20 protein-coding genes are annotated in these 21358 nt (G+C 64.1%); 14 read left to right on the plus strand and 6 right to left on the minus strand.

Annotated features, from left to right (window positions below):
- Nucleotides 1–81: 81 nt before the first annotated feature.
- The 13 genes from aspS (at nt 82) to FB598_RS20145 (ending at nt 14939) form a co-directional block, all read left to right on the plus strand.
- Nucleotides 82–1887 carry an aspartate--tRNA ligase gene (gene aspS, locus FB598_RS20085; protein WP_141918257.1) on the plus strand — a complete coding sequence of 602 codons (1806 nt, stop codon included), beginning with the start codon at nt 82–84 and terminating at the stop codon, nt 1885–1887.
- A gap of 87 nt (nt 1888–1974) precedes the next feature.
- Entirely contained in the window at nt 1975–2475 is a 501-nt protein-coding gene (gene nudB / locus FB598_RS20090) for a dihydroneopterin triphosphate diphosphatase (protein ID WP_141918259.1), read from the plus strand.
- Between the two features lie 50 nt (nt 2476–2525).
- Complete coding sequence (locus FB598_RS20095) at nt 2526–3317, plus strand: endonuclease/exonuclease/phosphatase family protein (protein ID WP_141918262.1); 792 nt, start codon at nt 2526–2528, stop codon at nt 3315–3317.
- 127 nt (nt 3318–3444) lie between these two features.
- The gene (locus tag FB598_RS20100; protein ID WP_141918264.1) at nt 3445–4608 is read left to right on the plus strand and encodes a phosphatidylserine/phosphatidylglycerophosphate/cardiolipin synthase family protein; all 1164 of its coding nucleotides are present in this window, start codon (nt 3445–3447) and stop codon (nt 4606–4608) included.
- Between the two features lie 166 nt (nt 4609–4774).
- Nucleotides 4775–5950 carry an acetyl-CoA C-acetyltransferase gene (locus tag FB598_RS20105; RefSeq protein WP_141918266.1) on the plus strand — a complete coding sequence of 392 codons (1176 nt, stop codon included), beginning with the start codon at nt 4775–4777 and terminating at the stop codon, nt 5948–5950.
- 151 nt (nt 5951–6101) lie between these two features.
- A complete protein-coding gene (locus FB598_RS20110; RefSeq protein ID WP_141918268.1) occupies nt 6102–6476 on the plus strand; it encodes an RNA-binding S4 domain-containing protein in 375 nt (124 codons plus the stop codon).
- A 75-nt stretch (nt 6477–6551) separates the two neighbouring features.
- A complete protein-coding gene (locus FB598_RS20115; RefSeq protein WP_141918270.1) occupies nt 6552–7001 on the plus strand; it encodes a hypothetical protein in 450 nt (149 codons plus the stop codon).
- A 199-nt stretch (nt 7002–7200) separates the two neighbouring features.
- A complete protein-coding gene (locus FB598_RS20120) occupies nt 7201–7914 on the plus strand; it encodes a TetR/AcrR family transcriptional regulator (RefSeq protein WP_141918272.1) in 714 nt (237 codons plus the stop codon).
- An 18-nt stretch (nt 7915–7932) separates the two neighbouring features.
- Nucleotides 7933–9723 (plus strand): acyl-CoA dehydrogenase C-terminal domain-containing protein, encoded by a 1791-nt coding sequence (locus FB598_RS20125; RefSeq protein WP_141918274.1) that lies wholly within the window; start codon nt 7933–7935, stop codon nt 9721–9723.
- Between the two features lie 225 nt (nt 9724–9948).
- Nucleotides 9949–12336: a 3-hydroxyacyl-CoA dehydrogenase/enoyl-CoA hydratase family protein gene (locus tag FB598_RS20130; protein WP_141918276.1), complete on the plus strand. Its 2388-nt coding sequence runs from the start codon at nt 9949–9951 to the stop codon at nt 12334–12336.
- A gap of 151 nt (nt 12337–12487) precedes the next feature.
- Nucleotides 12488–12853 carry an endonuclease domain-containing protein gene (locus FB598_RS20135; protein WP_141918279.1) on the plus strand — a complete coding sequence of 122 codons (366 nt, stop codon included), beginning with the start codon at nt 12488–12490 and terminating at the stop codon, nt 12851–12853.
- Between the two features lie 27 nt (nt 12854–12880).
- A complete protein-coding gene (locus FB598_RS20140) occupies nt 12881–14077 on the plus strand; it encodes an acetyl-CoA C-acyltransferase (protein ID WP_141918281.1) in 1197 nt (398 codons plus the stop codon).
- 97 nt (nt 14078–14174) lie between these two features.
- Nucleotides 14175–14939 (plus strand): enoyl-CoA hydratase, encoded by a 765-nt coding sequence (locus FB598_RS20145; protein ID WP_141918284.1) that lies wholly within the window; start codon nt 14175–14177, stop codon nt 14937–14939.
- 93 nt (nt 14940–15032) lie between these two features.
- Here FB598_RS20145 and FB598_RS20150 read toward each other — a convergent pair whose 3' ends face one another.
- A complete protein-coding gene (locus FB598_RS20150) occupies nt 15033–16106 on the minus strand; it encodes a sensor domain-containing diguanylate cyclase (protein WP_255464013.1) in 1074 nt (357 codons plus the stop codon).
- Between the two features lie 565 nt (nt 16107–16671).
- Here FB598_RS20150 and FB598_RS20155 point away from each other — a divergent pair.
- Entirely contained in the window at nt 16672–17067 is a 396-nt protein-coding gene (locus tag FB598_RS20155) for a hypothetical protein (protein ID WP_141918287.1), read from the plus strand.
- Between the two features lie 130 nt (nt 17068–17197).
- Here the strand turns inward: FB598_RS20155 and FB598_RS20160 are convergent, their stop codons facing one another.
- From FB598_RS20160 to FB598_RS20180, 5 genes are all read right to left on the minus strand, one after another.
- Entirely contained in the window at nt 17198–17554 is a 357-nt protein-coding gene (locus tag FB598_RS20160) for a 5-carboxymethyl-2-hydroxymuconate Delta-isomerase (protein ID WP_141918289.1), read from the minus strand.
- Between the two features lie 47 nt (nt 17555–17601).
- Nucleotides 17602–18582, minus strand: a complete 981-nt coding sequence (locus FB598_RS20165; RefSeq protein WP_141918292.1) for a threo-3-hydroxy-L-aspartate ammonia-lyase — start codon at nt 18580–18582, stop codon at nt 17602–17604.
- Nucleotides 18583–18634: 52 nt separating this feature from the next.
- Complete coding sequence (locus tag FB598_RS20170; protein WP_141918294.1) at nt 18635–19297, minus strand: transcriptional regulator; 663 nt, start codon at nt 19295–19297, stop codon at nt 18635–18637.
- A gap of 137 nt (nt 19298–19434) precedes the next feature.
- On the minus strand, nt 19435–20673 hold the full coding sequence (locus FB598_RS20175; RefSeq protein ID WP_141918296.1) for a phospholipase D-like domain-containing protein: 1239 nt from the start codon (nt 20671–20673) through the stop codon (nt 19435–19437).
- A gap of 32 nt (nt 20674–20705) precedes the next feature.
- Entirely contained in the window at nt 20706–21350 is a 645-nt protein-coding gene (locus FB598_RS20180) for a MotA/TolQ/ExbB proton channel family protein (protein ID WP_141918298.1), read from the minus strand.
- Nucleotides 21351–21358: the final 8 nt, after the last annotated feature.

Here is a 21358-nt window from a genome sequence, read left to right on the forward strand (position 1 = left end):
GCCATCGCGCCGGCCAGCCCCGCCTTCGCTCCCAATCAATACCTCGAATCACACAAGAACACTGTCAACGGAATCAGAACCATGTCCATGCGAACCCAATACTGTGGCCTCACTACCGAGGCATTGCTCGGCCAAACCGTCAGCCTGTGCGGCTGGGTGCACCGTCGCCGCGACCACGGCGGCGTGATCTTCATCGACCTGCGCGACCGCGAGGGCCTGGTGCAGGTGGTGTGCGACCCGGACCGCGCCGACGTTTTCAAGAACGCCGAAGCGGTGCGCAACGAATTCTGCCTGCGCATCACCGGCGTGGTGCGCAACCGTCCTGAAGGCACCACTAACGCCAACCTGAAGTCGGGCAAGATCGAAGTGCTGTGCCACGAGCTGGAAGTGCTCAACCCGTCGGTCACGCCGCCGTTCCAGCTGGACGACGACAGCCTGTCGGAAACCACCCGCCTGACGCACCGCGTGCTGGACCTGCGCCGTCCGCAGATGCAGAACAACCTGCGCCTGCGCTACAAGGTGGCGATGGAAGTGCGCAAGTTCCTGGACGCGCAAGGCTTCATCGACATCGAAACCCCGATGCTGACCAAGTCGACCCCGGAAGGCGCGCGCGACTACCTGGTGCCCTCGCGCGTGAACGCCGGCGAATTCTTCGCCCTGCCGCAGTCGCCGCAGCTGTTCAAGCAGTTGCTGATGGTGGCCAACTTCGACCGCTATTACCAGATCACCAAGTGCTTCCGCGACGAAGACCTGCGCGCCGACCGCCAGCCTGAATTCACCCAGATCGACTGCGAGACTTCCTTCCTGAACGAGCAGGAAATCCGCGACCTGTTCGAAGGCATGATCCGCCTGGTGTTCAAGAACGCGCTCGACATCGACCTGCCGAACCCGTTCCCGGTGATGGACTTCGCCACCGCCATGGGCATGTACGGCTCGGACAAGCCGGACATGCGCGTGAAGCTGGAATTCACCGAACTGACCGATGTCATGAAGGATGTCGACTTCAAGGTCTTCTCCGGCGCGGCCAACAGCGAAGGCGGCCGCGTGGTCGGCCTGCGCGTGCCGGGCGGCGCGGAAATGCCGCGTTCGGAAATCGATGCCTATACCCAGTTCGTCGCCATCTACGGCGCCAAGGGCCTGGCCTACATCAAGGTCAACGAGAAGGCCAAGGGGCGCGACGGCCTGCAGTCGCCGATCGTCAAGAACATCCATGACGCCGCCCTGGCCGCGATCATCGAAAAGACCGGCGCGCAAGACGGCGACCTGATCTTCTTCGGCGCCGATAAGGCTAAGGTCGTCAACGACGCCATCGGCGCGCTGCGCGTGAAGATCGGCCACAGCGACTTCGGCAAGAAGAACGGCCTGTTCGACGACCAGTGGCGTCCGCTGTGGGTGGTCGACTTCCCGATGTTCGAATACGACGAGGACAACCAGCGCTGGGTCGCGCTGCACCATCCGTTCACCTCGCCCAAGGATGGCCACGAGGACTTCATCTCGACCAATCCGGGCGCGGCCATCGCCAAGGCCTACGACCTGGTGCTGAACGGCTGGGAACTGGGCGGCGGCTCGGTGCGTATCCACCGCGCCGAGGTGCAGAGCAAGGTGTTCCGCGCGCTGAAGATCGACGACGAGGAAGCGCGCCTGAAGTTCGGCTTCCTGCTGGACGCGCTGCAATACGGCGCGCCCCCGCACGGCGGCATCGCCTTCGGCCTGGATCGCCTGGTGACCATGATGGCCGGCGCCGAGTCGATCCGCGACGTGATCGCTTTCCCCAAGACCCAGCGTGCGCAGTGCCTGCTGACCCAGGCGCCGTCGGCGGTCGACGAGAAGCAATTGCGCGAGCTGCACATTCGCCTGCGCAATGCCGAGCCGGCAGTCAAGGCATAAGAACCCGTTCAATATCTTCTTGCCCGCTGTTTTGGGCATAATGAAAGGCGCCGGTTTCCCCGGCGCCTTTTTTCTTTTGCGAGTGCAATGAACGACCGTCCCTACAAGATTCCCGAATCGGTGCTGGTGGTGATCCACACCGCCGAACGCGAAGTGCTGCTGATCGAACGCGCCGACAAGGCCGGTTTCTGGCAGTCGGTGACCGGCTCCAAGGACACGCCGGAAGAAGACCTGTCGGAAACCGCCCGACGCGAAGTGCAGGAAGAAACCGGCATCGTGGTGGCGGCCGCAGGGGCACAATCCCGGCAAGCGCCCGGGAATGCCTTGCCGGCGGCCAACCTGCGCGACTGGCAACTTTCCAACATCTATGAAATCTATCCGGTCTGGCGGCATCGTTACGCGCCCGGCGTGACCAGGAACACCGAGCACGTTTTCGGGCTGCTGGTACCGCGCGATATTCCGGTGACGCTGGCCCCGCGCGAACACACGCGCTACCAGTGGCTGCCGTACCGCGAAGCGGCCGACCGCTGTTTCTCGCCTTCCAATGCGGAAGCGATCCTGCAGTTGCCGGCCTATATGCAAGCTTGAGTGCAAGGCCGAGCCGGGCAGGGTGGCGGGCCGAACAAGAAAGGTGTCCCATGAAGTTGCGTGTCGCGACATACAACATCCACAAAGGCGTGACTTCGTTCGGCGGCCGGCCGCGTATCCTGGCGCTCAAGCAGGCGCTGGCCCAGCTCGATGCCGATATCCTGTTCCTGCAGGAAGTGCAGGGCCGGCACGACCTGAACGCCTTGCGCCACGCCTCCAACTGGCCGCAGCTGGGCCAGCATGAATACCTGGCCGGCGAAACCCATCATTCGGCGTATGGCATGAATGCCGTGTACGACCACGGGCACCACGGCAATGCGCTGATTTCGCGCTTCGCCATCGCTTCCATCCGCAACCAGGATGTCTCCGACCATGCCTATGAATCGCGCGGCATCCTGCATTGCGTGGTGCCGGTGGAGGGCGTCGACGTGCATTGCTATGTGGTCCACCTCGGCCTGTTCGCCGGCAGCCGCCGCCGCCAGACGGCGGCGCTGATCGAGGCGGTGCGCTCTTCCTCGCCGCCCGATGCGCCGTTGATCATCGCCGGCGATTTCAACGACTGGACCAACCAGCTGAGCAAGCTGCTATATCAGCGCCTGGGCGTGATCGAGGTGTTCGACCAGCCGCTCACCAAGGGGCTGATGCAGAGCCTGCGCAGGATGGGCGGATTGTCGGCGCCGATCCGTCCGGCGCGCACCTTTCCGGCGATGCTGCCGTGGCTGCGGCTGGATCGGATTTACCTGCGCGGCTTCAAGGTCGAGACCGCGCAAGTGTTGAGGGAGGGACCGTGGACGCGCTTGTCCGACCATGCGCCTATCGTCAGCGAACTGCACTTGGCGTAGACTTGGAGCCGCCAGCAAAACGCTGCGGGCTGCGTTGCGCCGGCGGCTCGTGGAAGCTGTCTGCAGTACGCCTTTGCTGCCGTTGGCGGTTCGTCCCGACTGAACAGAACCAAGAAAAAAGTCCCGCATGCGCCATCTGAATTTCACCGACGGCAACGAGATTGCGCTGCTGCACAGCGGCGCAGGCTACTACCCCGCGCTGATCGCCGCCATCGACGCGGCGCGCGTGGAGATCTACCTTGAAACCTATATCTTCGCCATCGACGACACCGGCATCCTGGTGCGCGACGCATTGCAGCGCGCGGCCCGGCGCGGGGTGGTGGTGTATGTGATCAACGACTGGCTGGGCACCGGCCGCGTGCAGACCCGGCAGCTCAAGCAGACCCTGGCGGGAGCCGGCGTGCAGCACCGCTCCTTCAACCCCTGGTTCAGGCGCGGCGTGGCGCGCAGCCACCGCAAGCTGTGCGTGGTGGACCGCCAGGTGGCTTTCGTCGGCGGGCTCAACATCAACGACGATTTCCTGTCCGACCGCGATTTTGCGACCGTGCTGCCGGCGCCGCGCTGGGACTTCGCGGTGCGCATCACCGGCCCGCTGGTGCATGAGATCTATCGCGAGATGGATGCCCAGTGGCGGCGCGTGGGTCGCATGAAGCTCAAGGCGCGCTGGGAGAATTTCAAGCGCTTGCGGCATCGCCTGGTGGTGCCGGTCCATGGCGCGGCCCAGGCCGCGCTGGTGGTGCGCGACAACTTCCGCAACCGCCGCACCATCCAGCACGCTTACCTGCAGGCCTTGGGGCACGCGCGCGACAGCGCTTTTCTGGTCACCCCCTATTTCGCTCCGGGGCGCAAGATGCGGCGCGCGCTGGAACAAGCGGCGCAGCGCGGCGTGAAGGTGACCTTGCTGCTGGGCGTGGGCCAGTTCGCCATGCAGGATGCGGTGGCGCATTCCTTCTATCCCAAGCTGCTGGGCGCCGGGGTGCGCATCGTCGAATACATCAAGACCGATTTGCATGCCAAGGTGGCGGTAGTGGACGACAAGTGGTCCACGGTCGGCTCCAGCAACTACGACGGCCTGTCCCTGTTCGTCAACCAGGAGGCCAATGTGGTCATCCAGGACCCGGCGTTCTCGCGCTACCTGAGGGAAGAGATCGAGGCCGGCGCCGCCGAGGGGCGCGTGATCCACCTGTCCGACTTCACGCATGCGCCCTGGTACAAGCGCGCCTGGTATGGCGCCGCCTTCCTGCTTTACCGCACGGTGATCCACATCATCACGCTGGGGCAGGACGCCTGAGGGGCGGCAGCGGCGGTTGCCGGCGCCTGGATGGCGCTGCGCAATGTACGCAAATACCGAAAATTCACCGTATCGCATTCCATGATGAAATGGACTAAGATGGCCGTCCGGGTTTCCCACGGAAGGCCGCGTGGCTTTCCCGCCAATTCAATAAAAGGAGCGCATTATGGATGACGTCGTCATTGTTGCAGCACAGAGAACAGCAATCGGTAAGTTCGGCGGTTCCCTTTCCAAGATCGCCGCCGCCGATCTCGGTGCGCAAGTCATCAAGGCGTTGCTGGCCAAGACCGGCATCAAGCCGGAAGCCATCAGCGAAGTCATCCTCGGCCAGGTGCTGACCGCCGGCGTGGGCCAGAACCCGGCGCGCCAGGCGGTGATCAAGTCCGGCCTGCCCGACATGGTGCCGGCCTTCGTGGTCGGCAAGGTCTGCGGCAGCGGCCTGAAGGCGGTGCAACTGGCGGCCCAGGCCATCAAGTGCGGCGACGCCCAGATCGTCATCGCCGGCGGCCAGGAAAACATGAGCGCCTCGCCGCATGTGCTCAACAATTCGCGCGACGGCTTCCGCATGGGCGACGCCAAGCTGACCGACACCATGATCGTCGATGGCCTGTGGGACGTCTACAACCAGTACCACATGGGCATCACCGCCGAGAACGTGGCCAAGAAGTTCGACATCTCGCGCGCCGAGCAGGACGCCTTCGCCGCCGCCTCGCAGAACAAGGCCGAAGCCGCGCAAAAGGCCGGCAAGTTCAAGGATGAGATCGTCCCCATCGAGATCAAGGGCAAGAAGGAAACCGTGCTGTTCGACACCGACGAGTTCGTCAAGCACGGCGTGACCGCCGACGCGCTGGGCGCGCTGCGCCCGGCCTTCGACAAGGCCGGCACGGTGACCGCCGGCAACGCTTCGGGCATCAACGACGGCGCCGCCGCGGTGGTGGTCACTTCCGCCAGGCTGGCGGCCGAGCTGGGCCTGCCGGTGCTGGCGAAGATCAAGTCCTACTCGTCGGCCGGCCTCGACCCCAGCATCATGGGCATGGGCCCGGTGCCGGCGTCGCAGCTGACCCTGAAGAAGGCCGGCTGGAACCCGCAAGACCTGGACCTGATGGAAATCAACGAAGCCTTCGCGGCCCAGGCCATCGCCGTCAACAAGCAAATGGGCTGGGACACCGGCAAGATCAACGTCAACGGCGGCGCGATTGCGCTGGGCCACCCGATCGGCGCCTCCGGCTGCCGCGTGCTGGTGACCCTGCTGCACGAGATGGCGCGTCGCGACGCCAAGCGCGGCCTGGCCAGCCTGTGTATCGGCGGCGGCATGGGCGTGGCGCTGGCGGTTGAGCGCTGATCCCGGCCCGGGTCTGGCATGAATGGAAAGCGCCGGCGATTCGCCGGCGTTTTTCTTGCCCGGCCGCAATCGCCGCCATCCCGGCGCAGGCCGGCGCATGCGCCGTACAATCCACATCACGCGACATCGCATCATTACCCGCAGGATAACCATGGACACCATCCGCATCGACAAATGGTGCTGGGCCGCACGCTTTTTCAAGACGCGCTCGCTCGCCACCGAGGCCATCGAGCGCGGCCGCGTCAGGCTCAATGGCGAGCGCACCAAGCCCGCGCATAGCGTCAAGGCCGGCGACAGGCTGGCCATCGATAACGGCGCCACCGAATGGGAAGTGGTGGTGACCGGCGTAGCCGACAAGCGCGGCTCGGCCGCCATCGCCGCCACGCTCTACAGCGAGACCGAAGACAGCCTGCGCCGCCGCGCAACAGAGGCGGAGCGGCACCGTCTGTTCCGCGAACCCGCCGCCGAGATCAAGGGGCGGCCGACCAAGCGCGACCGCCGCCTGCTCGACCGCTCCTCATCCTGACCGGTCGCCGCCGCCCGTTGTAAGATGGAGAAGATTTTCCCGGCCAATCTTAGAACCTGTTCAGAGTAGGCGCAGATGTCCCAGGCAGTCCTGTTCCAACCGACCATCCGCAAAGAGTGCCCGCCAGGCGCGTGCGTGTGCGAGCGCGAGCAGTTGATGGACCGGTTGCATTCGGAGGCGGCGCGGGTGCTGCTGCTGACCCGCGAGGAAGAAAAGCGGCTGATTGAGCGCATCATGCGCATCGGTTCCTACGAAGACCTGCTGCATATCGGCCGGCTGATGCGGAAGAACTTGGGCATCGTCCTGCAGATCGCCCCTGCCGCGCTGGAGGTGCGCAGCGTGCGCGGCCTGCAGATCCGGCTGGCCGAACAGCCCGGCCTGTGCCGCAAGACCCGCGAAACCGTCCCGGCCGCCATCCGCAAATGCCTGGAAAACAATCCCGCCATCGTCTACGCCATCCTGGACGCCCATGACCTGCTGGGCGGCTCCGCATCCGCCCCGCAAGAAGGGGCGGACGGGCCCTGAGTTTTCCCGGCGGCAAGCCCGGCGCCGTTGCACGCCGGCTTGTCCGGTTCACGCCGATTTTTTGTTTGACATTTACGGCGCGATGAATAATAGTACGATCGTTCGAATAAATTCCGGAAGCATCGTGCCGCAAAGGGCAGACCTGCCTATCCGAACCGTTCCCGCCGCCTTCCACGCGGCGGATACCAAAGAGACAATGATGACAGAGACAAGCAAGGCGACGACCGCCACTCCTGCGACCACCCGGCCGAAATTCCTGCGCAAGGGCGAGCAGACCCGCGCCGCCATCCTCGACGTGGCGCTGGAGCTGGCCAGCCGCGACGGCCTGGAAGGGCTCACCATCGGCCTGTTGGCCGAGAAGATGAAGATGAGCAAGTCCGGCGTGTTCGCCCATTTCGGCTCGCGCGAAGACCTGCAGATCGAAGTCGTGCGCCTGTACCACAACCGCTTCGAGCAGGACGTGTTCTACCCGTCCATCAAGGAAGTGCGCGGCCTGCCGCGCCTGGAAGCAATGTTCGCGCGCTGGGTCAAGCAGGTCACGGTCGAAATCGCGCTGGGCTGCATCTACATCAGCGGCGCGGTCGAGTACGACGACCGCCCGGGCGCCATCCGCGACCACCTGGTGGCGATGGTCCAGGCCTGGCGCGATGCGCTGGAGCGCTGCATCAAGCAGGCCATGGAAGCCGGCCACATCCGCGCCGATATCGACGTCGGCCAGATGGTCTATGAAATGTACGGCCTGATCCTGGCGCTGCACCACGACGCCCGCTTCCTCAATATTCCCGGCAGCGTCGAACGCGCCCAGGCCAGCTTCGACCGCCTGATCGACAGTTACCGCCCGCTGGACAGCAGCGCCAAGACTGCCGCCACACCCGCCAAGAATTCCAAATCGGCTGCCAAAAAAGCCGCCTAACCTGTTCCGGAGACATACATGCCCCAATACAACGCCCCCCTGCGCGACATGCAATTCGTCCTGCACGAGCTGCTCAAGGTCGAAGAGGTATTCAAAGAGTTGCCGCCGCACGCCGAAACCAACCGCGAGCTGATCGACCAGGTGCTGGAAGAGGGCGGCAAGTTCACCTCGCAGGTGCTGTTCCCGCTGAACCATTCGGGCGACCGCGAAGGCTGCCATTTCGACCGCGAGACCAAGGCCGTCACCACCCCCAAGGGTTTCAAGGAAGCCTACAAGCAGTACGTCGAAGCCGGCTGGGCGGCGCTGTCCTGCGACACCGAATATGGCGGCCAGGGCCTGCCGCTGACGCTGAACAATTCGTTCTACGAAATGCTCAATTCAAGCAACCAGGCCTGGACCATGTATCCCGGCCTGTCGCACGGCGCCTACGAGTGCCTGCACGCGCACGGCTCCGACGAGCAGAAGGCGCTGTACCTGCCCAAGCTGGTCTCGGGCGAATGGACCGGCACCATGTGCCTGACCGAAGCGCATTGCGGCACCGACCTGGGCCTGTTGCGCAGCAAGGCCGAGCCGCAGGCCGACGGCTCCTACAAGATCACCGGCAACAAGATCTTCATCTCGGCCGGCGAAAACGACGTCTCCGACAACATCGTCCACCTGGTGCTGGCGCGCCTGCCGGATGCGCCGCAAGGCTCCAAGGGCATCTCGCTGTTCATCGTGCCCAAGTTCCTGCCCAATGCCGACGGCTCGCTGGGCGCGCGCAACCCGATCTTCTGCGGCGCCATCGAAGAGAAGATGGGCATCCATGGCAACGCCACTTGCCAGATGAACCTGGACGGCGCCACCGGCTGGCTGATCGGCCAGCCGCACAAGGGCCTGCAGGCGATGTTCGTGTTCATGAACGCGGCCCGCCTGGGCGTGGGCATGCAAGGCCTGGGCCTGACCGAAGTGGCGTACCAGAACGCCCTGGTGTACGCCAAGGATCGCCTGCAGATGCGCAGCCTGACCGGCATCAAGGCCGCCGACAAGCCGGCCGACCCGATCATCGTGCACCCCGACGTGCGCCGCATGCTGCTGACCGCCAAGGCCTTTGCCGAAGGCGGCCGCGCCTTCACCTCCTACGTCGCGCTGGAGCTGGACAAGGAACTGTCCCACCCGGACGAGCAGGTGCGCAAGGATTCGGCCGACATCGTCGCGCTGCTGACCCCGGTGATCAAGGCCTTCCTGACCGACAACGCCTGGATCGCCACTTCCGAATGCCTGCAGGTCTACGGCGGCCACGGCTACATCGCCGAATGGGGCATGGAGCAATACGTGCGCGACGCCCGCATCAACATGATCTACGAAGGCACCAACACCATCCAGTCGCTGGACCTGCTGGGCCGCAAGATCCTGATGGACAACGGCGCCAAGCTCAAGAAGTTCGGCGCGCAGATCCAGGCCTTCGTCGAAGAGAACGGTACCGACGAAGCCATGTCCGAATTCATCACGCCGCTGGCCGACATCGGCGACAAGGTCACCAAGCTGACCATGGAAATCGGCATGAAGTCCTTCGCCAACCAGGATGAGGCCGGCGCTGCCGCCGTGCCTTACCTGCGCGTGGTCGGCCACCTGGTGTTCTCCTACCTGTTTGCCCAAATGGCCAAGATCGCGCTGGAAAAGCAGGGCTCCGGCGATACCTTCTACACCGCCAAGCTGGCCACCGCGCGCTTCTACTTCGCGCGCCTGCTGCCGGAAACCGCGATGCTGATCCGCCAGGCGCGCTCCGGCGCGGCCAACCTGATGGCGCTGGACGCGGATTTGTTCTGAGTTGTCGAGTAAGGACGCGGGGCGGCCAGTTTGGCGCCTTGCGACATTGATCTGCCGCAATAAGATAAGACAAGGCCGTGGCATGGCGTCATGGCTATGTCACCCCGGCACGGCATGCTGTAGAAAGCGGTCGGAAGGCGTACAGTAACGGCACGCCTTGCGCCACGTTTTGCATTGCCCTGCCCCGAATTCATGTTTGAAGCATCAGCAAAAAAGGAGACTTGCGTGTCCAATTTCATCGTCAAAAAAGTGGCCGTGCTCGGCGCCGGCGTCATGGGCGCCCAGATTGCCGCGCACTGCATCAACGCGCGCGTGCCGGTCGTGCTGTTCGACCTGCCGGCCAAGGAAGGCCCGAAGAACGGCATCGTGCTGCGCGCCATCGAGAACCTGAAGAAGCTCAGCCCGGCGCCGCTGGGCAACAAGGATGACGCGGCCCTGATCCAGGTCGCCAACTACGAGGACGACCTGGCGCAGCTGGCCGGCTGCGACCTGATCATCGAAGCCATCGCCGAGCGCATGGACTGGAAGCACGACCTGTACAAGAAGGTCGCGCCGCACATCGGCCCCAACACCATCTTCGCCTCCAACACCTCGGGCCTGTCGATCAACGCGCTGGCCGAAGGCTTCGACGCCGAGCTGAAGGCGCGCTTTTGCGGCGTGCACTTCTTCAACCCGCCGCGCTACATGCACCTGGTCGAGCTGATCCCGACCACCTCCACCCAGCCGCAGATCCTGGACAAGCTGGAAGCCTTCCTCACCACCACCCTGGGCAAGGGCGTGGTGCGCGCCTTCGATACGCCGAACTTCGTGGCCAACCGCATCGGCGTGTTCGGCATCCTGGCCACCGTGATCGAAGCCGAGAAATATGGCCTTTCCGTGGACGTGGTCGACGACCTCACCGGTTCCAAGCTGGGCCGCGCCAAGTCCGGCACTTTCCGCACCGCCGACGTGGTGGGCCTGGACACCATGGGCCACGTCATCAAGACCATGCAGGACAACCTGAAGGACGACCCGTTCTATGCTGCCTATGCCACGCCGCCGCTGTTGGCCAAGCTGGTCGAGCAGGGCGCGCTGGGCCAGAAGAGCGGCGCCGGCTTCTACAAGAAGGTGGGCAAGGATATCCTGCGCATCGACCCGGCCAAGGGCGACTACGTCCCCGGCGGCGCCAAGGCCGACGACATCATCGCCCGCATCCTGAAAGAAAAGGACCCGGTCAAGCGTATGAAGGCGCTGCACGATTCGACCAACCCGCAAGGCCAGTTCCTGTGGGCCATCTTCCGCGACGCCTTCCATTACATCGCGGTGCACCTGGAGTCGGTCGCCGATAACGCGCGCGACCTCGACTTCGCCATGCGCTGGGGCTTCGGCTGGAGCGTCGGCCCGTTCGAGACCTGGCAGGCCTCCGGCTGGAAGCAGGTCGCGCAGTGGGTCAAGGAAGACATCGACGCCGGCAAGGCGCTGTCGAGCGCGCCGCTGCCGGATTGGGTATTCGATGGCCGTGATGGCGTGCACAGCGCCAAGGGTTCGTACTCGCCCTCCAGGAAGGCCGATGTGGCGCGTTCCGAACTGCCGGTCTACCAGCGCCAGCCTTTCCGCGCGCCGCTGGTGGGCGAAGGCGCAGCCGACGGCAAGACCGCCGGCGCCACCTTCTTCGAAGACGACTCGGTGCGCATCTGGCACCAGAACGACGAAGTCCTGATCCTGTCGTTCAAGACCAAGATGCACGTGATCGGCCAGGGCGTGATCGACGGCATGAACAAGGCCGTCGACGAAGCGGAGAAGAACTTCAAGGGCCTGGTGATCTGGCATCCGGATGCGGCCGAAGGCGGCGCCTTCTCGGCCGGCGCCGACCTGCAGTCGATGCTGCCGCTGTTCATGTCGGGCGGCGTCAAGGCTATCGAGCCGGTGGTGCACCATCTGCAGCAGGCGCACCAGCGCCTGAAGTACGCCAGCGTGCCGGTGATCGCTGCGGTGGCCGGCCTGGCCCTGGGCGGCGGCTGCGAGCTGCTGCTGCACACCGCCAAGCGCGTGGCCTCGATCGAGTCCTACATCGGCCTGGTGGAAGTGGGCGTGGGCCTGATCCCGGCCGGCGGCGGCCTGAAGGAAGCGGCGGTGCGCGCGGCCAAGGAAGCCAAAGGTAACGACATCCTGCAATTCCTCAAGGAATACATGCTGGCCGCGGCCACCGCCAATGTGTCGAAATCGGCGCTGGAAGCGCGCAAGCTGGGCTACCTGCGCGAAGACGACGTGATCGTGTTCAACCCCTATGAGCTGCTGCACGTGGCCAAGGTCGAGGCGCGCGCGCTGTTCGACGCCGGCTACCGCCCGCAATTGCCGCCGCAGGTGCCGGTCATCGGCCGTAACGGCCTGGCCACCATCATGGCGCAACTGGTCAACATGCGCGACGGCGGCTTCATCTCGGCGCACGACTACAAGCTGGGCAAGATGATCGCCGAGACGGTCGCCGGCGGCGAAGTGGAAGAAGGCAGCATCGTCAACGAACAATGGTTGCTCGACATCGAGCGCAAGTTCTTCATGGAGTTGCTCAACAATCCCAAGACGCAAGAGCGGATCATGGGAATGATGCAAACCGGAAAACCAGTGCGTAATTAAAGAGTCTGGTGACTGGAACGCGTTGCACCCATCCCCACCCTAGCCCTCCCCTTGAAGGGGAGGGGACGTGGAGGTGGTGAATTGAGATCGAAACTCCCTCCCCTTCAAGGGGAGGGCTAGGGTGGGGATGGGTTACGCAGGAGCAGTTCCAATGCAAGGCCAAACCAACGCGTTCACGAAACAAGCAGCAAAGGCGTTGCGCAAGACGATGACCGAAGCCGAACAGCGTCTGTGGCATCGCCTGCGCGGCCAGCAAATGGATGTGAAGTTTCGCCGTCAACACCCCTTTGAAAATTATGTATTCGATTTTGTCTGCCTGGAACGGCGCCTGGTAATCGAAGTGGACGGTTCGCAGCACGTCAACAATCAGCATGACGAGCAACGAACCCAGAGATTGAATCAGGCTGGCTTCACGGTTCTGCGTTTTTGGAATAACGAAGTATTGAATGAGACGGATGTGGTCGTTCAGGAAATCTGGAATGCCTTGAACCCATCCCCACCCCAGCCCTCCCCTTGAAGGGGCGGGAGCCCAAGGAGATTTGTAATGAGTAAACAACTGCAAGACGCCTACATCGTCGCCGCCACCCGTACCCCGATCGGCAAGGCGCCGCGCGGCATGTTCAAGAACACGCGCCCGGACGACCTGCTGGTGCGCGCCATCCAGTCCGCCGTGGCGCAAGTGCCCGGCCTGGATCCGAAACTGATCGAGGACGCCATCGTCGGCTGCTCCTTCCCCGAAGGCGCGCAAGGCCTGAACATGGCGCGCAACGCCGTGCTGCTGGCCGGCCTGCCCAATACCATCGGCGGCGTCACCATCAACCGCTACTGCGCCTCCGGCATCACCGCGATTGCCATGGCGGCCGACCGCATCCGCGTCGGTGAGGCCGATGTCATGATCGCCGCCGGCGCCGAGTCGATGTCGATGGTGCCGATGATGGGCTTCCACCCGTCCATCAACATCAACGCCTTCAAGGATGAGAACGTCGGCATGGCCTACGGCATGGGCCTGACCGCCGAGAAGGTGGCGCAGCAGTGGAAGGTGTCGCGCGAAGCGCAGGACGAGTTCTCGCTGGCTTCGCACCAGAAGGCGATCGCCGCCCAGCAGGCCGGCGAGTTCAACGACGAGATGACCCCGGTCGAGATCGTCGAGCGCTTCCCCAACCTGGCCAGCGGCCAGATCGACATCAAGACCCGCACGGTGAACCTGGACGAAGGCCCGCGCGCCGACTCCAACATCGCCGCGCTGGCCAAGCTGAAACCGGTGTTCGCCGCCAAGGGCAGCGTCACCGCCGGCAACAGTTCGCAGACCTCGGACGGCGCCGGCGCGCTGATCATCGTCTCGGAAAAGATCCTCAAGCAATTCAACCTGACCCCGCTGGCGCGTTTCGTCTCCTTCGCGGTGCGCGGCGTGCCGCCGGAAATCATGGGCATTGGCCCCAAGGAAGCGATTCCTGCGGCACTGAAGGCCGGCGGCCTGACCCAGGACCAGATCGACTGGATCGAGCTGAACGAAGCCTTCGCCGCCCAGGCGCTGGCGGTGATCGGCGACCTGGGCCTCGATCCGTCCAAGGTCAACCCGATGGGCGGCGCCATCGCCCTGGGCCACCCGCTGGGCGCCACCGGCGCCATCCGCGCGGCCACCACCATCCACGCCCTGCGCCGCAAGAACCTGAAGTACGGCATGGTGACCATGTGCGTGGGCACCGGCATGGGCGCGGCCGGCATTTTCGAACGCGTGTAAGCGACGTCCGAAGCCGACCATCCCCAAGCCGCACTGCTCGCGCCGTGCGGCTTTTTTCATCGTCGTTACTGAATAACAAAGACACAGCAGGAGACCCATGGATATCCAACTGAGCAAGGAAAACGGCATCCTCACGATCCACTTCGATCGCGAAGCCAAGAAGAATGCCCTCACCGCCGCCATGTACCAGCAACTGGCCGATGCCCTGAAGGAGGCCGAGGCCGACAGCGCGGTGCGCGCCATCCTGTTCACCGGGAAACCGCAAGCCTTCTCGGCCGGCAACGACCTGGAAGATTTCCTGAAGAACCCGCCCAACAGCAAGGACGCGCCGGTGTTCCAGTTCCTGTGGCAGATCAGCCATGCCGCCAAGCCCATCGTGGCCGCGGTGTCGGGCGTGGCGGTGGGCATCGGCACCACATTGCTGTTGCATTGCGACCTGGTCTATGCGGCCGACAATGCCCGGTTCTCGCTGCCGTTCACGCAATTGGGGTTGTGCCCGGAGGCGGCCTCGTCGCTGTTGCTGCCGCACCTGGTCGGCTACCAGCGCGCCGCCGAGAAGCTGTTGCTGGGCGAAGCCTTCCTCGCCGCCGAAGCGCAGGAGATGGGCATCGTCAACCGCGTGCTGCCGCTGGAAGAGCTGCTGCCCTATGCCCAACAGCAGGCCGCCAAGCTGGCCGCGCTGCCGGCCGGCTCGATCCGCGTCACCAAGCAACTGATGAAGAAGAACCGTGTGGCCGCCACCGAGCAGCAGATGACGGCCGAGATCGAGCACTTCGCCAGGATGTTGACCGGGCCGGAAGCCAAGGAAGCGTTTACCGCTTTCCTGGAAAAGCGCAAGCCGGACTTCAGCAAGTTCGTCTGAGAAAAAACCTGGGGGAAGGTCATCCGGAAAGTAAAAATGCCGCTGGCGTCAGCGGCATTTTCTTTGGAACATCCGGCATCCGGAGAGAGAAGCTCAGGCGTGCCCGCCCGGATTGCGCCCATGCTTGCGCAGGTACATCGCCTTGTCGGCCGCTTGCAGCAGCGCGTGGAAATCGCACATCTCGGACGGCGTGACGGTAGCCGCGCCCAGGCTGATCTCGATCTCGGTGTGCGGCCATTTCACCATCGATACCGCGCGCTTGATGCGCTCTGCCACCTGGTGGGCGCCGATCTCTTCGGTGTCGGGCAGGATCAGCGCGAACTCATCGCCGCCGTAGCGCGACAGGAAGTCGCTGGCGCGCAGGGGCGAGCGCAGCACGCGCGCCAGTTGCGCCAGCAGCGCATCGCCGGCCGGATGGCCGTAGGTGTCGTTGTATTGCTTGAAGTAATCCACATCCACCATCAGCATCGACAGCGGACGCGCATTGCGCAGGTGGCGCGTCCATTCCTCGCGCAGGCGCAGGTCGAAGCTGCGACGGTTGCCGATGCCGGTCAGGGCATCGGTCAGCGTCTGCTGCTCCAGTTTTTGCATGGTGCGGCGGCTGTCGAGCTGGCTTTCCAACTGGCGGCCCAGCTTCAAGAAGGCGTCGCGCTGGGAGGGCGACAGCGTGCGCGGCTGGCGATCCATCACGCACAGCGTGCCCAGCACGTCGCCGTTGGCGGCCACCAGCGGCACCGCGGCGTAAAAGCGCACCTGGGGCGGATTGTTGGCCAGGGCCGATTCGCCGAAGCGGCTGTCGGCGCGCAGGTCGGCAATCTCGGCCAGTTCGCGCGGGCGGCGGGCGGCGGCTTCGCATACCGAGAAATCCACCGCGGTGCGCGACACGCCGGTCTGGCCGGGGAAGCGCCACCATTGGTTGCGGATGTCGCCGCGGCCGTTGGCCACCGACACGAAGGGCTCCTGCAAGCCGATGTCGGCATGCAGTTGCGTCATCATGCCGAACGGGGCATCGCACAGGTTGCAGGCCAGCGAGATGAAGTCGGCCAGCATCGGCTCCAGCCAGGCGTCGGCTTGGCCGCCGTTATTGGCCAGTGGGATGCGCGAGCCGGAGACGGTGCGCTTGAAGGCGCTGTCGGGTGTGAAAAAGGAGCGCAGGTTTCTGGTCATGGTGCGAGTCAGATGGTTAATCTGCCGGAATGTGATTGACAAGCCATGTACTGAGGCGAAGTCCCGGGGGCGGATGGTTTATCCGTTGCGGCAAGACACGGGACGGTTCCACGTTCGCCTTTTGTTTTTCGACTGTTTGCGAACGCGCCTTATTGCCTTGCAACATCAAATTAGCAGATGGGATTGCGAAGTAAACATGCTGGAACATCCTCTTACAATTTAAACCGGCTTGTAGCAGAAACGATGTATTTTCAATCACATTGGCCGACATTGGGGTGATCATCGTGACAATTGGCGCTTTGCCATCAGCCCGGCAATGCATCTTCAAGAACCGACAGTACGCTTTTGCGCTGTTGTTGTGGGTAGGATGACGGCGCTAACGCGTGTCGGAAAAGTCTGATATTGCGAAGCAGCATGGCATCGAAAACAATGTCGCCCGCAGGCGACAAGCTCGCATGTTGAACCCGGGGTTTCCCCCGGCATGGGAATGTGGATGGACAGGCTTGCCAACCGCTGCCGACAAAAATAAACTCTGCCGTTTCGTTCTTCGTTTTTGAAAGCAGAGATGTCGACCCAGCCCAAAGCAGGCGCAGTCCTGTTTGCCAAAGATGTAGCCCGCCTTGCCGCATTCTATGCGCAGGTGCTGGCGGTGGTGCCCAAGCATGCCGAGTCCGAGAAGGTGGTGATCGAAGCGCAGGATTTCTTGCTGGTGATCCACGCCATGCCGCCGGCCGTCGCCGCCAAGGTGCAGATCGCTACGCCGCCGGTATTGCGTGAAGCGGTCCCCGTCAAGCTGTTCCTGCCGGTGCGTTCGCTGGCGCAGGCGCGCATCGGCGCGCAGGCCCAGGGCGGCGGCGTCAAGCCGGTCGAGGCCGAATGGAGTGCGGCGGATTTTCGCGCCTGCGACGGCTTCGATCCCGAAGGCAACGTGGTGCAGTTCCGCGAAGCGCTGGCGCACTGACACTGGAACGCTGAACTCCGCATCGGTTTCCGCATGAAAGCAGCCGTGGCGACTGGCGTCGGCACGGCTGCTTGTCGGTACGCCTTGTCCATCCCCTTCCGCTCCAGGACGGAAGGGGATGGACAGGTTGTTACAGCTTCAGCTTTCCGTAAATCTCGCGCTGCATGTCGCTCACGTCCGCCGTGATCTGCACCTGCATTCCGTCCGGCCATTCCTGCTCTTTTTGCACGGTCGCCACCAGCAGGTCGGTGATCTCTTTCTTCACTTCCAGCGTCCGTCCAGAAAGGATGGTCAGGCGCAGGTGCAGGAAGGCGCGCCTGGCTTGCGGCTGGGTGCCGACGACATAATCGTCCAGCCGGATGGCGCGCGCCTTGATGGAGTTCTCGTCGAAGTGGCCGCTGCCGACCAGCGCCTCATTGAGGCGCAGCAGGGTGGCTTGGGTGTCGATGTTGAGGTTGTCGGTATATTCAAGAAAGAGATGGGGCATGGCGGTTCCCGTCGTTAAAAATCTGGAGTGAAGAATGCAGGCGCGGTTCAGTGCGCCAGGTAGGCGGAGAGTTTGCCGAGGTCGATATTGCCGCCGCTGACGATCACGCCCACGCGTTTTCCCTGCAATTGCGCGCGGTGCTTGCGCGCCGCCGCGAAGGCCAGGCAGCCGGTGGGTTCCACCACCATCTTCATGCGCTCGGCGAAGAAGCGCATGCAAGCCACCAGTTCCTCGTCGGAGACGGTCAGGATGTCGTCGACATCGCGCTTGATGACGGCAAAGGTGTATTTGCCCAGGCTCTGGGTCTGGGCGCCGTCGGCAATGGTCTTGGGCGTGGCGATGCTGACCAGGCTGCCGCTGCGCAGGGATTGCTGGCCATCGTTGCCGGCTTCCGGCTCCACGCCATAAATCTTGCAGCCCGGCGCCAGGGCGCGTGCCGCCAGCGCCGCGCCCGAGAGCAGGCCGCCGCCGCCCACGCAGACGAACAACGCATCCAGCGGGCCGGTTTCTTCCAGCAATTCCTTGGTAGCGGTGCCCTGGCCGGCCATCACATGCGGATGGTCGTAGGGCGGGACCACGGTCAATTTCTTTTCTTCGGCCAGGCGCGCGCAGATCTGTTCGCGGTCTTCCGTGTAGCGGTCGTAGGTGACGACGTTGGCGCCATAGCCGCGGGTGGCCGCCACCTTGGCGGCGGGCGCGTCCAGCGGCATCACGATGGTGGCGGGAATGCCCAGCAGTTGCGCCGCCAGCGCCGTGCCTTGCGCGTGGTTGCCGGAGGAAAAGGTGATCACGCCGGCGCGGCGCTGCGCCTCATCGAATTGCGCCAGCGCATTCATCGCGCCGCGGAACTTGAAGGCGCCCATGCGCTGGAAGTTTTCGCACTTGAAGAACAGGCTGGCGCCGAGCTCGGCGTCGGCGGTGCGCGAGGTCAGCACCGGCGTCCGGTGCGCCCAGGGTTTGATGCGCTCGGCCGCCAGCAGGACGTCGGCGAAGGTAGGCAATTCGGTGGCGCTTGAAACGGGGATCACGGCAGCTTCCTTTCGATCGGAGATGTCATTAGGGATGTCGGAGGGGAAAGCTTCAATCCCGCTCGTCGTTGTAGACAGTGGCGCGCGATACGCCCAGGTGGGCGGCGACCACCTCGGCCGCGCGCCGCACCTCCATGCAGCCGGACTCGCGCAGTTCGCGCATCAGCGCGCGCCGCTCGTCGGCCTTGAGGCTGCGCGGCGTGGCCGACAGGCGCGCCGCGAAGGCGTCGATCTTGTGGCGGATCGCCTGGGCGCCGGTCGGCTCCAGCGTTTCCGCCACGCGCGCGTTGCCGTCGATGCCGCCGAACTGGCGCAGCATGCCTTGCAGCGCGCCGAACAGGGTCAGGTCGATGTTCATGCACAGCGCCGCCACGTACTTGCCGTCGGCATCCTTGATGCCGACCGACGTGCTCTTGGCCTGGCGGCCGTCGGGCAGGCGGTTGGCGTAATTGGCCAGCACTTGCGGATAGGATTCGTCGGCGATGCGCGCCAGCCCCAGTTCGGTGGTGGCGTCGCCCACCTCGCGGCCGGACAGGTTGTTATGGATGGCGACAATGGAATGGTCGGCATCGCGCAAGTCGTGCAGCACCACTTCGCAAAAGGGGGCGAAGGTCTCGCCCAGGCCCTGGGCGACCTGCCTGAGCTGCGACATCAGCAGTTCGTGGTCGGGGCGGGGTGGCGGGGCGGCCTTTTTCTTGCGGGCGTCGGTTTTCATGATGCATACATATTATCTAAAATTAGATTTTATGTATAGATGCCGTTTTACCCGATCCTCGCGGAAATAAAAAAGCGGCAGCCCGCAGGCTTGCCGCCGATGTCGCCTTGTCGTTTTTCTTGCCTGGATGCCGTCGGCTATTCCTTGCCTTTGACCGGTTTCGGATACTGCCGCAGCACATCGATCGCCTCGGCATAGGGCGAGCTCCAGGTCTGCTCGTGCAGCTCGGCGATGCGGTGCGCCATCTTTTCGTCGTGCAGCACCACTTCCAGGTTGCGCGACTTGTCGAGGTATCCGCCGGCCCAGTTGCTGGTGCCGATCCAGGCGACGCGCCCGTCGATGCTCATGGCCTTGGTGTGGATCACCCGGGCGAACGGGATGAAGCCGGTGGAGGCGCGCGGCAGCGTGACGATGCGGATTTCCACGTTGGGCAGCACGGCCAGGCTTTGCAGGTAGCGGATCGCCGGCTGTTCGGTATTCCAGTTCGACACCATCAGCTTGATCTTGACGCCGCGCGCGGCTGCGGCGCGGATGGCATTGTCGATCACCGCGTAGTAAGGGCGGGTGCGGTTGGGGCCGTAGGACAGCGGGGCGTAGTCCAGCAACTGCACGCGCACTTCTTGTCTGGCGCCGGCCACCAGCCGCACCAGTTCGCTTTCCGAGTCGCCCACGCCGGGAGGATTGAAGGCGTTGGGGCTGGCCACCAGGTAGTTGCCGCGGCTTTCGTCGGCCAGCACGGTGGCATGGTTTTGTATTGCCGGCGCCTGGCCGGCCGCGATCGCGGCTTGCGCTTGCCAGTCGATCTCGAAGATCTGCTGCACCTGCGCGGCGATGGCGGCATCGGTGATCTTCAGGCCGGTCTCATGGATGTGCGAGAACGAGCGCCAGTCGAAGTTCTGGCTGCCGACATAGGCGCTGGCGCCATCGACCACGAAGTACTTGGCGTGGATGATGCCGTTGCCGGTCATCCTGGAATAATCCAGTTGGCGGAATTCCAGGTTGGGAATGCGCTTGAGCTGCTCGATGGTCGCCGCCACCGAGGCGAACTCGCCCTTCTTTTCCATCAGGAAGCGGATCTTCACGCCGCGCCGTCCGGCCGCGTCGAGGTGGGCGATGATGTCGCCCAGCGCCTCGCCGTCCTGGCCGGCCACGTAGAACTGGCCGAAGTCGATCTCGCGTTTTGCGCTGTCGAACATCTCTTTCCACACCAGCGCGGCATCGCGCAGGTCGGGGGTGCTCAATGTGGTTTCGCGCGGCACGGTATGCACCAGCTCGAAACCGGGAATGGCGAATTCGGCGTGGGCCTGGCCTTGCAGCGACAAGGCCAGGCCAATTGCCGTGGCCAGCCTGGATAACAGGCGTAAGGGGTGATGCATGGGGTCTCCCGGTTGCTGGCGTGGTCGGGCGGTCAGGCGATATGCAGTTTTCCGTGCGCTTGCTGGACGCTGGCTTGCTGTTCGGCGGTACGGCCGACGCAGGCGCGCAGCATCAACACTTTGAGGTGGTCGTTGATGCGTTCGATGCGTTCCTGGAACAGGTTGAAGAAGAACATGCCGACCACCGCGATGCCGATGCCCAGCGCCGTGGCATACAGTGCGGTGCCGATGCCCTGCGACACCTGGCCGGGATCGGACACGCCCGAGACGGCCAGCGCCTTGAAGGTGTCGATGATGCCGAGGATGGTGCCCAGCAGGCCCAGCAGCGGCGCGGCGGTGACGATGGTGTCGAGGATCCACAGGCGCTGCTGCACTTCGCCGCGCTTGGCGATGTAGACCGATTCGCTGAAATCTTCCAGGTCCTTCTCGCTGTGGAGGTTGTGTTTTTCCGACAGGATGTCGGTGACCAGCGCCAGCGGCAGGCTGGGGCGGGCGGTCAGCGCGGCAGGCAATTCCTGCACATGCTGCACGGCGTGGGTCATCGCCTTTTCCAGGCCGGTGGCGCAGCGCATGGTGTAGCCGAAAAACAGTCCGCGTTCGACGATGACGAAGATCGCCAGCGCAGCGCAGGCATACATCAGGTAGAAAGCCAGTTCGTGGAGTAATTGCATGTTCATGATTGCCT

This window comes from Herbaspirillum sp. SJZ106, assembly GCF_006715495.1.
Taxonomy (GTDB): Bacteria; Pseudomonadota; Gammaproteobacteria; order Burkholderiales; family Burkholderiaceae_D; genus Herbaspirillum.

What these genes read in the sequence shown, in the direction of transcription:
- FB598_RS20150 (WP_255464013.1), bottom strand. Translation starts at nt 16,106, where the DNA reads ATGACCAGAAACCTGCGCTCCTTTTTCACACCCGACAGCGCCTTCAAG.
- FB598_RS20145 (WP_141918284.1), top strand. Translation starts at nt 14,175, where the DNA reads ATGGATATCCAACTGAGCAAGGAAAACGGCATCCTCACGATCCACTTC.
- FB598_RS20115 (WP_141918270.1), top strand. Translation starts at nt 6,552, where the DNA reads ATGTCCCAGGCAGTCCTGTTCCAACCGACCATCCGCAAAGAGTGCCCG.
- nudB (WP_141918259.1), top strand. Translation starts at nt 1,975, where the DNA reads ATGAACGACCGTCCCTACAAGATTCCCGAATCGGTGCTGGTGGTGATC.
- FB598_RS20175 (WP_141918296.1), bottom strand. Translation starts at nt 20,673, where the DNA reads ATGCATCACCCCTTACGCCTGTTATCCAGGCTGGCCACGGCAATTGGC.
- FB598_RS20105 (WP_141918266.1), top strand. Translation starts at nt 4,775, where the DNA reads ATGGATGACGTCGTCATTGTTGCAGCACAGAGAACAGCAATCGGTAAG.
- FB598_RS20120 (WP_141918272.1), top strand. Translation starts at nt 7,201, where the DNA reads ATGACAGAGACAAGCAAGGCGACGACCGCCACTCCTGCGACCACCCGG.
- FB598_RS20110 (WP_141918268.1), top strand. Translation starts at nt 6,102, where the DNA reads ATGGACACCATCCGCATCGACAAATGGTGCTGGGCCGCACGCTTTTTC.
- FB598_RS20170 (WP_141918294.1), bottom strand. Translation starts at nt 19,297, where the DNA reads ATGAAAACCGACGCCCGCAAGAAAAAGGCCGCCCCGCCACCCCGCCCC.
- FB598_RS20095 (WP_141918262.1), top strand. Translation starts at nt 2,526, where the DNA reads ATGAAGTTGCGTGTCGCGACATACAACATCCACAAAGGCGTGACTTCG.
- FB598_RS20180 (WP_141918298.1), bottom strand. Translation starts at nt 21,350, where the DNA reads ATGAACATGCAATTACTCCACGAACTGGCTTTCTACCTGATGTATGCC.
- FB598_RS20125 (WP_141918274.1), top strand. Translation starts at nt 7,933, where the DNA reads ATGCCCCAATACAACGCCCCCCTGCGCGACATGCAATTCGTCCTGCAC.
- FB598_RS20135 (WP_141918279.1), top strand. Translation starts at nt 12,488, where the DNA reads ATGCAAGGCCAAACCAACGCGTTCACGAAACAAGCAGCAAAGGCGTTG.
- aspS (WP_141918257.1), top strand. Translation starts at nt 82, where the DNA reads ATGTCCATGCGAACCCAATACTGTGGCCTCACTACCGAGGCATTGCTC.
- FB598_RS20140 (WP_141918281.1), top strand. Translation starts at nt 12,881, where the DNA reads ATGAGTAAACAACTGCAAGACGCCTACATCGTCGCCGCCACCCGTACC.
- FB598_RS20155 (WP_141918287.1), top strand. Translation starts at nt 16,672, where the DNA reads ATGTCGACCCAGCCCAAAGCAGGCGCAGTCCTGTTTGCCAAAGATGTA.
- FB598_RS20160 (WP_141918289.1), bottom strand. Translation starts at nt 17,554, where the DNA reads ATGCCCCATCTCTTTCTTGAATATACCGACAACCTCAACATCGACACC.
- FB598_RS20100 (WP_141918264.1), top strand. Translation starts at nt 3,445, where the DNA reads ATGCGCCATCTGAATTTCACCGACGGCAACGAGATTGCGCTGCTGCAC.